We start from the raw sequence: 13,508 nt of genomic DNA, 5'->3' as shown, positions 1-13,508 counted from the left end.
TTAGCTGGCGGCTTGTTGGGCCTTGGTCCGGGCCAGCCGGTAGGAGTCGGTTCCGGTCTCGATGATGTTCCCGCCGAAGGTGAGCCGGTCGACGATCGCGGCGCAGAGGCGGGCGTCGGTGAACGTTTTTGTCCAGCCGGAGAAGGAATCGTTGGAGGCGATGGCCACGGAGTTCTTCTCTTCCCGTTCGGTGAGAACCTGGAAAAGTAGCTCCGCGCCGCGTTTGTCGAGTTCCATATAGCCGAGTTCATCGATGCAGAGAAGATCAACCCGTCCGTATCGGGCAATGGTCTTGGCCAGGATCTTGTCGTCGGCGGCCTCCACGAGTTCGTTCACCAGCTTGGTGGCCAGGGTGTATTTCACCCGGAACCCGTTCTCCGCGGCGGCGGTGCCCAACCCGATCAGCAGATGCGACTTGCCGGTGCCGGAGTCTCCGATCAGGCATAACGGTTGCCCGGCGCGGATCCAGCCGCATCCGGCCAGGGTGTGGATGGTCGCCGAGTTGATGTTCGGGTTCGCGTCGAAGTCGAAATCGGCCAGCCACTTCTCTCGTGGAAAGCCGGCCGCCTTGACCCGGCGGACAGAGCGGCGACGGGCCCGGTCGTCGCATTCGGCCAGGAGTAGCTCGGCGAGGAATCCCTGGTAGGTGAGTTGTTCCTTCTCCGCGACGGTGACCATGTCGGTGACCAGCCCGCGGACGGTCGGCAGGCGTAGTTGCCGGCAGGCCGTGTCGATCGCCGCGGACGCGGCCTGCTCGGTCAGGCCGCGGCGGCGGCGAATCGGTGCGGTCATGACACGTTGCCTTTCGACAGGTCCGCCGCCGGCGGCGCGGTCTTGCGGCGGGTGAGCAGCTCGTCGTAACGGTCGACCGACGGCAACGGCCGGGAATCCGGCGGCAGCCCGGCGATCACCGCGGTCGGGTCGGACAGCCGCCGCTCGGTCAGACTGACCACCCGCTGCCCGGCACTGTCGTCCTGACCGACGGGATGCTCGGGTTGCGTGGCCCCACGCTGCTGTTTGCGGGCTTCCACGGCCACCACATCGGCCTGGGTCGCGCCGACTCGCAGGGCGGCGGTCAACCCGGCGACGACGTCGACCGCCGGCATGTGCCGATGCAGCAGCAGCACGTCGATCAGTTCCCGGGTGCCGGCGGCGTCGCCGTGAGCCTTGCGGGCCGCCGCCCAGAACGCCTCGTGCGCACTGGTGAACGCCCCGCAGGCGCGAGCCTGGACCAGGGCGGTCGCCCCGGGCAGGGCGCCGGGTTTGTACTTGAGCACCTCCAGGTAGTGATCCAGGTCCAACACCTGGGCGCCCTTACGGCCCGACCGCTCGTGGGTGGCGATGACGGTCCGGCCATCCAACACGATCACCTCACCCGCCCGGAGGTGGACCCGGACCCGGCGTCCGATGAACTTGGCTGGCACCGAGTACTGACAGTTACGCACCATGATCCGGGCGTGCCGGTCGACCCGCGGGTTCAACGACAGGCCCGGTTCGAACACCTCGGTCGGCAACGGCCGGAGCAGGGGCTGCTCGATGGCGAACATCTCGCCCACGGTGCGCACCCGGCCGTTGATCCGCCGGTGGTCATCGGCCCGGTCCGCCTTGGCCAGCCGAACATTCAGCTCGGCCAACGATTTCACCTTCGGCACCGGGACCAGATGGTTGCGCCGGAACCGGCCGCCTTCGCCCTCCACACCGCCCTTTTCGTGGGCTCCGTGGACGCCGGGCAGGCAATAGAACCCATCGAATTGGTAGTGCGAACGGAACAGCACCCACCGCTCGTTCTCGGTCCGCCGCCGGTCGGTGCCGAACAGCACGGCCGAGACCGCGGACTTGAGGTTGTCGTACTTCACGTGCACCGTTGGAACACCACCCAGCTCGGTGAACGCGGCGATATGACCCTCGAGGAACGCCTCCTGCGACTGAGTCGGGAACACCCGATGCACCGACCGACCCGAGAAGCACAACCACATCGTGAACAGGTAGCACTTCGTCCGACCGGCGGGCAGATCCACCCACAGTTCGGCGAAGTCGACCTCACCCTCGGCGGCCGGCTGATGCGTCTGCGGGACGAACACCTCCGCCAACGGCCGGCCCGCCTCAGCCCAGATCTCCCGCCGCCGCTGGGCGACATAGGCCCGCAGCGTCGAATACGACAACCCGGTCGCCTGATGCTCCTCGACCAACCGGTCCAGGATCCGCACCGTGGTGTGTCGCTGCTTGCGCGGGGCCGTCAGATCCGACCGCAACATTGCGTCGATCGCGGTCACGAACGGGTCGATCTTGCGGGACTGCCACCTGCGCCGGGCCGGCTCCGGCGGCGCCGCCGACGCCAACGCTTGCCGCACCGTTCGACGGTGCACATGGTGGCGCTTGGCCAACGCCCGCACCGACAAGCCCTCCACCCGGGAATCCCGCCGGATCTGTTCGAACAGCATGACCTTGGACCTCACGTCTCCTCCTGACGTCGTCGCCTCCGACGACGATCAGGTGGGGCCACCCAAACCTGACAGAACCTGCCCGGAGAGTCGCAGGTGGGGCCACTCAAACCTGCGATTCCCTGCTCCGGCGGGGCCACTCAAACCTGACACAACCAATCCAGCGGGCGGAATGCCGTGCCGATATGTCAGACGTCGACCCAGGATCGGGTCTGCGGGCTCCATCGGGCTGACCCGACGTCGTCGGTCGGGCTGAGCACCGGGTCGGCGAAGCCGGCGACCGCGGTAAGAACCTGGGTGAAGGAGGCCGGTAGCCGATCGATCAGGTCCTGCCGGGATCGCCACGCGAACCATTTGGTCTGGGCCAGTTCGGCGTAGCCCGCCAGCTCGTCGGTCAAGGCCGTGAGTTCGATCTCGCGATAGGCGGCGACGGCGGCGACGGCATCTCGGACCAGCCCTGAGTTGAAGTCGTATCGGCCGGTCAGCTGGTAGATGTCGCCGTAGTCCCGCCACCGGGTGCTGGCTATGCCCAGTTGTAGCGCGGTGACGACCTTCTCGGCGAGGACCATCTCCATCGGATACCCGCGCAGCGGGATTGCCGGCTGGTCGAGCAACCGGGGTAGTTCGACGTCGGCGGGGGCCGGCCAGATGGGATCGCCGACGTTGACGTCCACGTGGAACAGTTCCCAGGCAGTGACCAGCCGGGCGCCCAGTCGTACACGTACGCCGCTGTATTGATCCTGGTCGCGGATCACTCTTGCGGTGACCGCGCCCAGGTCGAAGACAAGACCGTCGTCGAGGTCGGGCGGGAGCGGAGTCCGGGCGATCTCGATGACGGTCTGCCGGATTTCCTCAAGGTCGTTGGAGGTGGCCAGGGCCGCGAAGTCGATGTCCGTGGTAGGCCGGCGGAGCTGGTAGGCGGCCAGCAACACGCCGCCTTTGAGCACGAACCGGTCGCGGTGGACGGAGTGCGAGAGCCGCAGCAGGAGCCCCTCCAACGCGTACAGCCTGAAGTACTCGGCGGCGATGCGGCCGTCCACCCTGGCCCGTTTCTGCAGGTCGAGGTAGGCCCGGCCGCTGACCGTCGATCGAGTGGGCTTGTTGGTGATGACTTCTCCCAGTGACGATGGCCGCCGTCAGCACGGCTCGGCCGGATCAGAGCAGGATCTGCAGTGCAGTGAGCACGGCGGTCCGGGTACGCGGGAAGGACTTGACGTGACGCAGGAGCAGATTCGCTTGTCCACCTTGGCGAAGCCACCGTCGTAATGCCTCGTTGGCGACGTCCGGTCCGAGGGTAGTGCGCATGCGGAAGGCGTCGATGATGCTTCGCGGGGCGTCGTACAGGCCCATCGTGTAGTCGCCGTCGACGGTGATCTCGGTGCGGCCCACATCGAAGGTCACCGGGTCAAACTTGTGCCAGCGCACCGGTGCCGACACCTTCGGCTGCCACTGTCCGCGCGGAACCGCAATGTCGTGCTTGGCGGGGATCTGATCGGTGAGATCATGCCGCGCGAGCGCCGAGACCAGGCACAGGGTCGGCTTGTGTGCTTTCACCGCGATCTCCACCAGGTCCAGGTCCACCAGAGGTGCGGACGTGCGCCGGAACAGGCCGTGGCCGATCCGCTCGACCTCACCTGCGTGCTGCAATGACGCAAGACCGCGACGTGACAATCCGCTCTGCTCGGCTTGCGCCGCGGTGAACGTGTTCGGCAGCTCTCTGTCCGACGATCCGGGCACGGCTCCCCCTCGATGTGTACATAATCCTACTCAGGAACGCCCATCCTGGCTAGGATCTTGTTCAACAAGAAGGGTGGGCTGCGGCTGTTGCAGCCGGTCCGCCGGCCCGTCGACCAGGGATCACCAGGGTCGGGTACGGATCGGTAGCAATTAGCTACATTCGCACTGTGAGCAGTCCGCCTACCCGCCTACCCGACGACCTCTACGAGGCCGCCAGGCGCGCGGCGGCCGTCGCGAGTCGCAGCACGGCGCAGCAGATCGCCCATTGGGCCCGGGTAGGCCGGGAACTGGAGGCGTCCCCGGATGTCAGCATCCGGGAGGTTCAGCGGGTGCTGGCCGGGCTCGGTCCCTACGCGTCACTGAACGAGGGTGGGCAGGCAGTCGTGCGGGCGGAGTGGGATGAACGCATCGCGGACGGCATCGGCGAGCTGAACTTCGCAGCCGAATTCACCGCGGCCGGTGATACCTGGATCGTCGGCGACGGCAAGGGGGGCGCCGTCGTTCGGACAGCTGCGAAGAAGTGAGCGCGCCGACGGTGTTCCGCCACCACACCAAGGATGATCGCGAGAGCCTGCGCAGGAACTGAGGTCGGGAACAGTAGGGCGGAGATGACGACGTTCGTGTCGACGAGGACACGTGTCATGCACCGGGCCCCCGCAAGCTATCGATGACCTCCTGGACGTCGGTTGCGTCGGCCACCCCGAAGTCAGCAGCCGCATCTGCGAACACCTCCTGCGCCTGAGCGAGAGCAGCAAGCGCCGCCTTGGCGACCACAACCTCGCCGTTCGGCTTCTCCAGGAACAACACCTTGCCGCCCGGTACCAGGTGAAGGCGTCGACGGACGTCGATAGGGACGGTGATCTGACCGATCCGGTCGAGGTGATCACGGCCCTGTCTGGACTCGATCAGCAGCCGGCTCGCCTGGTGCAACAGCCGCAGCCACAACGAGGACAAGGCTTACCGCCAAGGGCTGGGTCCAGTGCAAGCAACAGCCGGCACACATGTCACGCGCCCGGTCGAGGTGGGACGGTCCGCCTACCCGCCTACCGGGAAGTCCCGGGCCACGTCGCACCACAAGAGTGAACGTTGCACCACGCATGCGCCGTGCGACGTCCACCGACAGCGCGCAACGTCCGCGGGGCCGGCGCGCCCTACCCGTCGCCGGGTTGGGAAGAACAGCAGCGCGACCAGGTCTAGGTGAGCGTCCGTTTCACGGAGGACCTGGATTTCCGCGCGCCCAACGCTCGGCAGCCGATCCATGTGGTGGGTGTGCTTCGGCAGCACCTCGGCGTGCCGGATGAGCCGAAGGATGTCGTCGTGAAGGCCATCCGCGAGTGGCTGAAGCTGAATGCGGCGTCGTCCGCGCTCATCCGCGACTTGAAGCGCAGCGAGTTCGCCGTAGTACTCGACCGTGCCAACGCCTGACCTCGGCCGGGTTGCGGGTGAACGCCTCGGCCCCAGTCGTGGATCTCGTCGTCTTCGCTGAGCTCGCAGGACCAGTTCCAGGTTTCTCCCGACGCGCTCACGCTTCCCATGCGTCCAGTGCCGGTGGCGGTTGCACGTCGCGGTCCGTTGCGTGGACCGTACGACGCTTGGCGGCGGAATGTCTCAGCCCGGCGCAGGTGGTTGGCGCTGCTCCCACGCGGCGAGGGCTTCGTCCTGAGCGGTGCGATGGCGTTCGATGATCCCGTCGATCTCCGGGCGATGGTCGGCCCAGTACGCCAGCGCGGCTTCCGTGGAGACCGGCGAGAGTCCCAGTACCTCACCGAGTCTCGCGGCGTCTCGATCAGCCGGTGGGTGGTCGAGCCAGGCCTCGGCGACCGTCCAGACCTGAGGTCCGTCCACCAGCGCCGCTCGGCGCTCGCCAGTCTCAAGCGTGACGAACCGGACGCGCGGGTGGGCCTGCATCGCCAACCATTCGGACACTGCGGTGTTGACCACGGCGGACCTGGGCTGACCGGTGCGGTGTGCAAATCGTGCGAGCGCCGCGCGCACGGGCTCACTGAACCGGACGTTGGTCGGACTCGCCATGGCTCCAGTCTGGCCCGGCGTCGGCGGCGCTGCCGGGCCGGTCGTGACCCGGACCGGTTGTCGCGGGCGGCCCGCTCAGGGGGTACCAAGCCTTGTCCTGGGCCCGCAGTTCCTTCCAGCCCTCGTAGTCCCACCCCTGGGCCCGCTGGATGTAGCCGTCGAACCCGGCGGCGCGACGCAGTGTGGCCGCATAGTGGCGCAGCGCCTCGTTCACCGCGTCGCTCTTCGTCGCCAGACCCGAGCGCCGTAGCACCTCGGCCAGCGCCTCATCGTCCACATCGATCTGCGTCACCGACACGAGTCACCTCCGCTGTTGGCAAGGTCGAGCGTCGCCGACAGGTTCGCGGCATGCTCGAGGCTACGACGCTCGGACCCTCATCAGCGGCTGACCGAACTCGACGGGTGCGAGATCCTCGACCAGGATTTGCTCCACGACGCCGGCCTGTTCGGCCTCGATCTCATTGAGCAGCTTCATCGCCTCGACGACGCAGACGGTCTGACCCTCCGCAACGACGCTCCCCGGCTCGACGAATGGGGCCGAGTCCGGCGCCGGCCTCCGCTGAAAGACGCCGACGAACGGTGAGGTCACCACGTAGGAGCTCGCAGCCGCTGCGTTCATGGGCGCAGCCTATCGGTGACCAGCACGGAGGGCGAGCGCACGGACACCATCCGTGATCAGGACGGGCGACCGCCCGGGGTGCTGGCTCGGTGATTCCGCCGCAGCGGGATGACCTGTGCACCACCGACCACTGATGCGGCGTATTCGAGGGCGGCACGGACGTCGTCGGCCGTCAATTCGTCGTATTCCGACAGAAGCTCGTCGATGGTCTCGCCCGCGGCGAGCAGTTCGAGGACACCTGGACCGTGACGCGGGTGCCTCGGATCACGGGCTTTCCGTGCACGATCTCCGGGTCGACGGAGATCCGGTCGAGGCGGGAACCCGTGCTCGTCATCGGTCCAGCGTCGCACGCCTTCCGCCTGTAGGTCGGCTCGACCGGGGCGGTAGTCGGCCCTTGGGATGCCGGCCAGCACTCGACAATCGAGGAGGTCAGTCGCTGAACCGCGCGACCTGAACCGCCCCGCGCTGGCTGGAGCCTGTCGTTCAACAGGAGGCTGCGGCCGAACGCTATCGCGGAATCACCCGGTCACGGTCAGGCGCGGCCGGTGCAGTGTGGGGGACTTGGTGACGGCGAGGCCGGACGTCGTCGAGGGGCCGTCCCGCCGATCGCTCGGTAGGGTCTGGCTGGCTTCCTGAGTCACATGGGACTGCGTCTGCGAGATCTGGTTTGTCCCGCTCGCGCAGTCATGGACGCTGGCCGCAGGAGCAACCGGCATGGGAAGGATGACCATGTATGACCACATCCGGGGCGCCCTTCGCGTCAGCGCTGGGCCGGAGTTGCAGGCGCAGATCGATCTCAATGCTCGAACGCCTGATGGATTGACCCCGGTCCCGACGGAGCTGGTCACCAGTGGAGCGGAGGCCGGGATGGTTGTCCGAGTCCTTGAGCCGGAAGACGACATCGCCGGTATCGGAAGGATTGAGTGTGCCGACCGCGATGCGGAACTGGTCTATATCAGGGTTGATTGGGGTTCAATTCGGTGACACAAGTCGCGTCGAGCGGGCCTCAAGATCGATAGGCATCGTCTGTGGCGGGGCCCGGCCGCGGTGGACCTGGAACGAGTTCTGGGCGCATCTGGGAGGGGCGCCAGAAGGTTGTGGAGGTGTAAAGCGCGGGCTTACGCGCAGGCGACGTCGGTGAGTTCGGCGGACAGCCGGTCCGACGTCGCGTTGGCCCGGGATGCCTTCACCAGGACTCGGGTGGTGCTACCGGCCTCGATGCTGCCTGCCGGCTTGAGCTTCTGGGTGACGGTCTGCAGCACCGGTGCGGCATCGTTGTCGGCCGGGCCGTCGTACACGGTGAGCTTGACCTGAATGCCGGCCGGGCATTCGATCGCTGTCCAGGCCTCGACCGGCCAGCAGGCGCTGGCGCCGCACTCGGTGTTTTCGGCGTCGGTGATGTCGGCGAATCGGCCGCCGAAGAACACCCCGTAGGCGTCGAACCCGGCGGGCACGGTGACGGCGCCGCCGCTGCTGAGTGTCGCCGGCCCCGCGCCGGGGGTTGCGGTCACGGTGGTGGTGACCGTCGTCTTGGACACCGACGTGGTCTTGGACAGCACCGTGGTGGTGACGACCGTGGTACTCGGCGTCGCGGCGACCGGTTGGGGATCGGAACCACAACTGACGATCAGCGTGCCGAGAAGCAGGACCGCCAACGCGGCGAGTGGACGCTTCACGTCGGGAACCATCCCTTCCGATGCCAAGGTGTCACCATCGGGCTGCAACGGGGAACTGGTCCGCTCGACATTCTCATTCTCTGCACATAGAGTACACAGACCGAGCGGCCAGTGGAAGTAAAAGCTCACTCGTTCAGCGGAACAAAGACCCCCTGATCGATACCTGAATGGCACTGCGATGTGCGGCAGTCCTCCACATGGACCCTGAACGGCCTAACCGGCGCGTCTTGGTCCTGCAAGAGTAGGACGGACTCTGCATCCTCGGACGTCGGCGTTCGGGACCAAATACCACATCCGTGGTGCTGGATCGACCTCTGGGGCGCGCAGAGCCGGCACGCGAGGTACCGGCTTCTGTCTGTTCGGTCGGGAGACGATGAGGTCGTTCAAGAAGGCCGTTGCGTTAGCCGGTGGCTAGGAGCTGGGGCGGAGCCGCGATGGTCTGGCGAAGCTGGCCGACCAGTACATGGCTGATCACTGAGCTGAGCGAGGGAACCTGCGCGCGAGTCGAGTTCCGACGGCTGTGCACGCGGTAGGAGTCGCCGAGGGGATCGAAGGACCGACCGGTGACGTCGGTACCGCTCAAGCCACTCGCGATCGCGCTCGTGCCGGTGTCTTCTCCGTGGCCGAGCCGGGCTACCCGACCCCACGTGATTACCGGAGCGCGGCTGAACATGCGAGGATCGTGCCTTCTGGATGCCAGTTGTTGAGCGCCGGTGCCCGTGTCACGCAGGCAGCTTCTGGTCATTGAGGGGGTAATCGGATGGCCGTTCGGCGCCGTCGAGCTTCATCCCGGAACCCGTCAGTCACCCGCGCGCTGCTGTCCGCGTGTCGTGCGACATGGCCACCTAGTGGTCTGTCCGCCACGGAGATTGACGAGTTCGTGGACGCTGCGCGGCTGCACCGGATCGCGCCCCTGGCATATGTAGCGACTCGCGGCCTCGATGACGTCGTCGCGGGGCGGGTCCGAGAGGATCGTGATCGCGCGCTGGCGACCACTTTCAAGGCCACGCTGACATTGGGTTCGATCAGGCAAGCCTTGGATGGATTGCCATGGCTGACGTTCAAGGGCCTGGTCCTCTCCATGAACCACCACCCTGTGCCAGGACTCCGAACTTTCACAGACATCGATGTGTTGATACACCCGCGCGCGCTCCGTGACGCGTGCGAGCGACTGCGCGCGGCTGGCTGGCGGCTCTTGGACTATGACGACATGTTGTCCCGTGACCGGCCGCCGGGTGAAATGCATTGGCTTAGTCCTCATGGACTGCAGCTCGACCTGCATTGGTCGATGATCAATAGCGCCGTCCGGCGTGATCTCTTCGATATCCAGACTGACGGACTCCTCTCACGCCGCGTGACCGCGACGGTGGGTCTCACCAGCGTTCCAACGCTGAACCCTGAGGACACGGTCGTCCACACATGTCTCCATGCGGCGCTTGATGGCTCCGCTCGCCTGCTGCAACTGGTTGATACGGATTCAGTGGCGAGAAGTGTCACCAACTGGGAGACGGTGATCGAACGGGCTCATCAATGGCGAGCCCAGGCTCAGGTCTGGCTCGTTCTACATCGCGCTCAAGCGAATCTAGGAACGCCACTGCCCGAAGGCCTGAGCGATTCCCTTGGGATTAGTGCCCCTCTGCGGGGGATGTTCTCAGCTGTCGACCGGGTCGCCCCGGTTGCGCAGGTGCGCCACGTCCACGACCTCAGTCGCTTTGGTGCCCGGGCCGTGCGGGCTTCATTCCGGGCAACGCTCTCCGTCGCCGTTCAGCATGCCGCTCTCGGCGTCGCCGACCGGGTTCGGCGTGATGCGCAAGTCGACCATGGCCGAGTCCCCGCCTCCGCAGCGACCTATGACCGCTTTCTGCGCACGGTCGAGGCTTCGAGTCAGAGGTAGCGGACATGTGGCACCCCACTCCGTCCACCAGCGTGCTGTCCTTGTGCGCCGTGCGGCCGAAAGGCTCGACCGCCCGATGATCGTGATCAGACGTGAGCAGTTGCCAACCATAACGACGACTTTGACGCGGGTCTGGCCACGTTGCGTCACCGAATGGGTGATGTGCTGGTGACATCGGGTGATCCGGCGCGTAGGTTGGCCACCCAGCCGCTACCCTTTGCATTGCGCCGCCGGACTGACCCTTTGATCCGGTTCGCGTGAGTCCGTTCGTGATCTGGGGGGAGGTGAATCATGGCATACGTCTCGCCCGTCATCACCGAGCTGGGATCGGTCGAGAACCTCACTCTGGGTCAGATCCAGTGGGGTCCGGAACGCGACACCTTCCAGTTCTGGGGACACTCGATCCCCGATCCGTGGGGTGATCCTTCGGTAGGCTCGTGACGCCAGCATGACTGGCATGTCGACCGAAGCTGATGGTGGTGGCAGACGAACGTCCGCCACCACCATCAGTGTCGATTGGGGGAGATCCTTGACAGCGCCGGACGCGGTCACATTTGCCAGGCTGTCCTCGGTCGAGGAACAGTTCGCGTTTCCGTTCGAGGACCGAGGGCGACCGCCTGTGGTCAGCCGACCCACCGACTCCAGGACCGCCAGGCAAGTCATGGAGGATGCGCTTCGAGGTGCGCTCGTGGCGAGCCCATGCTATGTGGCATTTTCGGGTGGACGCGATTCATCGGCCCTGCTCGCAGTCGCGGCTCATGTCGCCCGTCGGGATGGACTGCCGCCCCCGATTCCAGTGACTGCGGTATACCCCCATGCACCGCGTTCTGACGAGGCCCAATGGCAGGAGCTCGTGCTGAATTATCTCGGGATGACCGAGCGGATTGTCGTCCGAATCCACCACGAACAGCGGTTGCTTGGAGAGACAGCCACGACTGCCATGCGGCGACATGGGCTCGTTTGGCCGGAAGCCGCCCAATTGCAGGGAGCGCTGCTAGCCGGATTGGAGTCAGGTTCGTCGTTCGTCAGCGGGGAGGGTGGCGATAACGTCGTCGCCGGAGGGCGTGCAGCGCCGCTCAGGAAGCTGACCCATAACTGGCCACCGCGCCGGAGTGTACTTCGAGCAAGCAGACGCGCTGTGCTTCGGCGACGGTGGTCGATCGAAGTACCATCCTGGTATACCGACGCTGGAGCCGAAGAATTGCGCTCCGCATTGCACCAGAAGGATCCTTTGCGATGGGATATCCGAACGCGGACGGTACTGCAGTCGCCTGGCGCCCAAGTGCTGTTTACAAATGTCAAATCCACGATTGCTGAGCTAGATCTCCGCCCGATCACACCGTTTGTTGAGCCGGCGTTCCTCGCGGCGCTGGCTCGAGAGGGCGGTCCGTTTGGTTTTGGCAGTCGAAGCCTCACCTTTGACTATCTCGTGGGTGATCTCCTACCTCGACAGGTCATTTCCCGCACGACGAAGGCATCCTTCAATGAAACGCGATGGGGTCCGGGGGAGCGCGAATTTGCGAAGTCCTGGACTGGATCAGGCATCGATACGACTCGAATTCACGCCGACAAGCTACGTGCGGAGTGGCTCAGCGAATCTCCCGCCCCACAGGCTGATTTCCTTCTTCATGTCGCCTGGACCGCCGAGCACGCCAGTGAAATAGACTCTCTGAGATGTTCGCCGTGACTCGAGTACTCTCGTTCCGCCGTGTCCTTTCGCGGCTGCGCAGACTAACAGCTTCAGATATTATGGTCGCCATGCGCGCTGCAGTATTGGCGCCGATGGTTGAACTCCTTCTCCGAACGATCGCCATTCAGCGGACGGCGAATCTATTGAGGATTCGGGTACGGCTCGAAGGCGGGCCGGGCGTGCCAGATAGTTCGCATGCCGAACTTCGCCTAACTGACCGGGAGCGCCGTGCTCTAGCGATCGCCTGGCGGGTCCTAGATATCGGTCCCTTTAATTCGACATGCCTGCGGCGCTCAATTATCGGCGCATGCCTGATGCGCCGCAGAGATCACGCCGTGCGGATTGGAGTTCTGCGCACCGCTGACGGATTCAAGGCGCATGCCTGGCTGGAGATCGACGGGGTCAGCCTGGATCCAGATGCGTCTCTAGACTTCAACGCGCAATGGGTGTCCGCAAAGTCAGCGACCGTCTCATGACCACCTACCGAATGTACGGCTGGGCCGTAGATGCCGACTTTCCACTGCATCTGCCAACTGATTCCGACAAGCCCAACCTCCGGTTGCGACTGGAGGAGCTGGCCTCCCAGTCAGCTGAACTGCCGCCGGGAAAGATACTGCTCGATTACCAAGCGCGTGGTCGCCGCTGGTACTCGGTTGGACGCTTGCCCGATGGTGAATTGACCATGAGGGTCTATGGCCTGTGCGACATCTTCGTCAACGCTGAGAGAAACAGTATTAGGATTGCGCTGCTGCCCGATGCTGACCTAGGTATGGCGCAGGTGATGGCCACCGGGACCATCCCAGCTCTCCTCCTCTATCTCGATGATATTCCCGTGATGCACTCGAGCGCTGTCACGTGCGCGGACGGTCGAACCATCGCATTCCTGGGTCGGTCGGGTCAGGGAAAGTCGACACTGGCGGCGCTGATGTGCCAACAGGGCGCCGAACTCTTGACCGACGACGTGCTACCGGTCGTTTGTCAGCGTCCGGTAACTGTCGCGGTCGGGTCTCCCGAAGTGAGACTACGCGAGGCGGCGCGAGCCTTGGCGGTTGGATCATTCCGGACGAGCGCGGACGCACGACTAGTGGTTCCCTTGCGTTCCGAGCACGTCACGATGTCCGAGCGCCGCCTGGACGCCATCTTCATTCCACTTCCCAACCGGGAAAGCGTGCTGGAGGTGTTCCGCCTAAGCAAGCCGGAGGCACATGTCTCCTTGATGCGGTATCCGCGACTCTTGGGCTGGCAGGATCCAAAAGTCATTCGCACGATGTTCGGACTAGCAAGCGCGGTGGCTGACACGATTCCGGTTTTTGGCGCCAAGGTTCCCTGGGGACCGCCCTTTCGCAACGATATCGCCAGCACTATCGCCGACGCGGCCGCTAGGCCGGACGAGGTCCGGATATTCGGCTCGTAATCTCAC

Annotated in this window: 19 protein-coding genes; 8 read left to right on the top strand and 11 right to left on the bottom strand. The window is 65.3% G+C overall.

The window, feature by feature from the left end:
* The 4 genes from istB to NAMU_RS22335 form a co-directional block, all read right to left on the bottom strand.
* On the bottom strand, nt 1-792 hold the full coding sequence (istB, locus tag NAMU_RS22350) for an IS21-like element helper ATPase IstB (RefSeq protein WP_015745763.1): 792 nt from the start codon (nt 790-792) through the stop codon (nt 1-3).
* Complete coding sequence (istA, locus tag NAMU_RS22345; RefSeq protein ID WP_407669262.1) at nt 789-2,441, bottom strand: IS21 family transposase; 1,653 nt, start codon at nt 2,439-2,441, stop codon at nt 789-791. Before istA ends, istB begins: the two co-directional genes overlap by 4 nt.
* A 188-nt stretch (nt 2,442-2,629) precedes the next feature.
* Entirely contained in the window at nt 2,630-3,481 is an 852-nt protein-coding gene (locus tag NAMU_RS22340) for a nucleotidyl transferase AbiEii/AbiGii toxin family protein (protein ID WP_015749614.1), read from the bottom strand.
* 115 nt (nt 3,482-3,596) lie between these two features.
* A complete protein-coding gene (locus tag NAMU_RS22335; RefSeq protein ID WP_015749613.1) occupies nt 3,597-4,178 on the bottom strand; it encodes a type IV toxin-antitoxin system AbiEi family antitoxin domain-containing protein in 582 nt (193 codons plus the stop codon).
* A 167-nt stretch (nt 4,179-4,345) separates the two neighbouring features.
* On the opposite strand from NAMU_RS22335, the gene NAMU_RS22330 reads away from it, so the two are divergent.
* Nucleotides 4,346-4,702 (top strand): TA system antitoxin ParD family protein, encoded by a 357-nt coding sequence (locus tag NAMU_RS22330; protein ID WP_015749612.1) that lies wholly within the window; start codon nt 4,346-4,348, stop codon nt 4,700-4,702.
* A gap of 115 nt (nt 4,703-4,817) precedes the next feature.
* Here NAMU_RS22330 and NAMU_RS22325 read toward each other — a convergent pair whose 3' ends face one another.
* Entirely contained in the window at nt 4,818-5,123 is a 306-nt protein-coding gene (locus NAMU_RS22325) for an AbrB/MazE/SpoVT family DNA-binding domain-containing protein (RefSeq protein WP_169312539.1), read from the bottom strand.
* 252 nt (nt 5,124-5,375) lie between these two features.
* Between NAMU_RS22325 and NAMU_RS22320 the strand changes: the two genes are divergently transcribed.
* A complete protein-coding gene (locus NAMU_RS22320; protein WP_015749610.1) occupies nt 5,376-5,603 on the top strand; it encodes a hypothetical protein in 228 nt (75 codons plus the stop codon).
* 183 nt (nt 5,604-5,786) lie between these two features.
* On the opposite strand, the gene NAMU_RS22315 is transcribed toward NAMU_RS22320, so the two are convergent.
* The 5 genes from NAMU_RS22315 to NAMU_RS31985 form a co-directional block, all read right to left on the bottom strand.
* Nucleotides 5,787-6,209, bottom strand: a complete 423-nt coding sequence (locus NAMU_RS22315; protein ID WP_138180421.1) for a ribbon-helix-helix domain-containing protein — start codon at nt 6,207-6,209, stop codon at nt 5,787-5,789.
* On the bottom strand, nt 6,178-6,501 hold the full coding sequence (locus NAMU_RS28655) for a type II toxin-antitoxin system VapB family antitoxin (RefSeq protein WP_217180580.1): 324 nt from the start codon (nt 6,499-6,501) through the stop codon (nt 6,178-6,180). Before NAMU_RS28655 ends, NAMU_RS22315 begins: the two co-directional genes overlap by 32 nt.
* A gap of 66 nt (nt 6,502-6,567) precedes the next feature.
* Nucleotides 6,568-6,828, bottom strand: a complete 261-nt coding sequence (locus NAMU_RS22305; protein ID WP_052308050.1) for an acetyl-CoA carboxylase biotin carboxyl carrier protein — start codon at nt 6,826-6,828, stop codon at nt 6,568-6,570.
* 56 nt (nt 6,829-6,884) lie between these two features.
* Nucleotides 6,885-7,022: a DUF433 domain-containing protein gene (locus NAMU_RS31990; protein WP_407669261.1), complete on the bottom strand. Its 138-nt coding sequence runs from the start codon at nt 7,020-7,022 to the stop codon at nt 6,885-6,887.
* Complete coding sequence (locus NAMU_RS31985) at nt 7,001-7,162, bottom strand: DUF433 domain-containing protein (RefSeq protein WP_407669260.1); 162 nt, start codon at nt 7,160-7,162, stop codon at nt 7,001-7,003. The genes NAMU_RS31990 and NAMU_RS31985 overlap by 22 nt, the downstream gene beginning before the upstream one ends.
* A 395-nt stretch (nt 7,163-7,557) precedes the next feature.
* Between NAMU_RS31985 and NAMU_RS22295 the strand changes: the two genes are divergently transcribed.
* Nucleotides 7,558-7,812: a hypothetical protein gene (locus NAMU_RS22295; protein WP_041369305.1), complete on the top strand. Its 255-nt coding sequence runs from the start codon at nt 7,558-7,560 to the stop codon at nt 7,810-7,812.
* A gap of 134 nt (nt 7,813-7,946) precedes the next feature.
* Here the strand turns inward: NAMU_RS22295 and NAMU_RS22290 are convergent, their stop codons facing one another.
* Nucleotides 7,947-8,504, bottom strand: coding sequence for a hypothetical protein (locus NAMU_RS22290; protein ID WP_138180420.1), 558 nt, complete (start codon nt 8,502-8,504; stop codon nt 7,947-7,949).
* A 760-nt stretch (nt 8,505-9,264) separates the two neighbouring features.
* Between NAMU_RS22290 and NAMU_RS28645 the strand changes: the two genes are divergently transcribed.
* The 5 genes from NAMU_RS28645 to NAMU_RS22280 all read left to right on the top strand — a co-directional run bounded on the left by NAMU_RS28645 (nt 9,265) and on the right by NAMU_RS22280 (nt 13,502).
* A complete protein-coding gene (locus tag NAMU_RS28645; protein ID WP_015749605.1) occupies nt 9,265-10,398 on the top strand; it encodes a nucleotidyltransferase domain-containing protein in 1,134 nt (377 codons plus the stop codon).
* 291 nt (nt 10,399-10,689) lie between these two features.
* Nucleotides 10,690-10,839, top strand: a complete 150-nt coding sequence (locus NAMU_RS29575) for a lasso RiPP family leader peptide-containing protein (protein ID WP_015749604.1) — start codon at nt 10,690-10,692, stop codon at nt 10,837-10,839.
* A gap of 7 nt (nt 10,840-10,846) precedes the next feature.
* Complete coding sequence (locus NAMU_RS31980; RefSeq protein WP_015749603.1) at nt 10,847-12,085, top strand: asparagine synthase-related protein; 1,239 nt, start codon at nt 10,847-10,849, stop codon at nt 12,083-12,085.
* Entirely contained in the window at nt 12,073-12,564 is a 492-nt protein-coding gene (locus tag NAMU_RS28635; RefSeq protein WP_083785935.1) for a lasso peptide biosynthesis B2 protein, read from the top strand. The genes NAMU_RS31980 and NAMU_RS28635 overlap by 13 nt, the downstream gene beginning before the upstream one ends.
* Entirely contained in the window at nt 12,561-13,502 is a 942-nt protein-coding gene (locus NAMU_RS22280) for an HPr kinase (RefSeq protein WP_015749602.1), read from the top strand. Before NAMU_RS28635 ends, NAMU_RS22280 begins: the two co-directional genes overlap by 4 nt.
* The last annotated feature ends 6 nt before the right edge of the window (nt 13,503-13,508 follow it).

It is taken from the genome of Nakamurella multipartita DSM 44233, from assembly GCF_000024365.1.
GTDB classification, from domain to species: Bacteria; Actinomycetota; Actinomycetes; order Mycobacteriales; family Nakamurellaceae; genus Nakamurella; species Nakamurella multipartita.
Note: the sequence above shows the minus strand (reverse complement) of the source record. Positions and strands in the feature narration are given on the sequence as shown.

Coding starts and splice junctions, on each gene's coding strand:
- istB (WP_015745763.1), bottom strand. CDS start 792: ATGACCGCACCGATTCGCCGCCGCCGCGGCCTGACCGAGCAGGCCGCG.
- istA (WP_407669262.1), bottom strand. CDS start 2,441: ATGCTGTTCGAACAGATCCGGCGGGATTCCCGGGTGGAGGGCTTGTCG.
- NAMU_RS22315 (WP_138180421.1), bottom strand. CDS start 6,209: ATGGCGAGTCCGACCAACGTCCGGTTCAGTGAGCCCGTGCGCGCGGCG.
- NAMU_RS22305 (WP_052308050.1), bottom strand. CDS start 6,828: ATGAACGCAGCGGCTGCGAGCTCCTACGTGGTGACCTCACCGTTCGTC.
- NAMU_RS31985 (WP_407669260.1), bottom strand. CDS start 7,162: ATGACGAGCACGGGTTCCCGCCTCGACCGGATCTCCGTCGACCCGGAG.
- NAMU_RS22295 (WP_041369305.1), top strand. CDS start 7,558: ATGTATGACCACATCCGGGGCGCCCTTCGCGTCAGCGCTGGGCCGGAG.
- NAMU_RS28645 (WP_015749605.1), top strand. CDS start 9,265: ATGGCCGTTCGGCGCCGTCGAGCTTCATCCCGGAACCCGTCAGTCACC.
- NAMU_RS29575 (WP_015749604.1), top strand. CDS start 10,690: ATGGCATACGTCTCGCCCGTCATCACCGAGCTGGGATCGGTCGAGAAC.
- NAMU_RS31980 (WP_015749603.1), top strand. CDS start 10,847: ATGACTGGCATGTCGACCGAAGCTGATGGTGGTGGCAGACGAACGTCC.
- NAMU_RS28635 (WP_083785935.1), top strand. CDS start 12,073: ATGTTCGCCGTGACTCGAGTACTCTCGTTCCGCCGTGTCCTTTCGCGG.
- NAMU_RS22280 (WP_015749602.1), top strand. CDS start 12,561: ATGACCACCTACCGAATGTACGGCTGGGCCGTAGATGCCGACTTTCCA.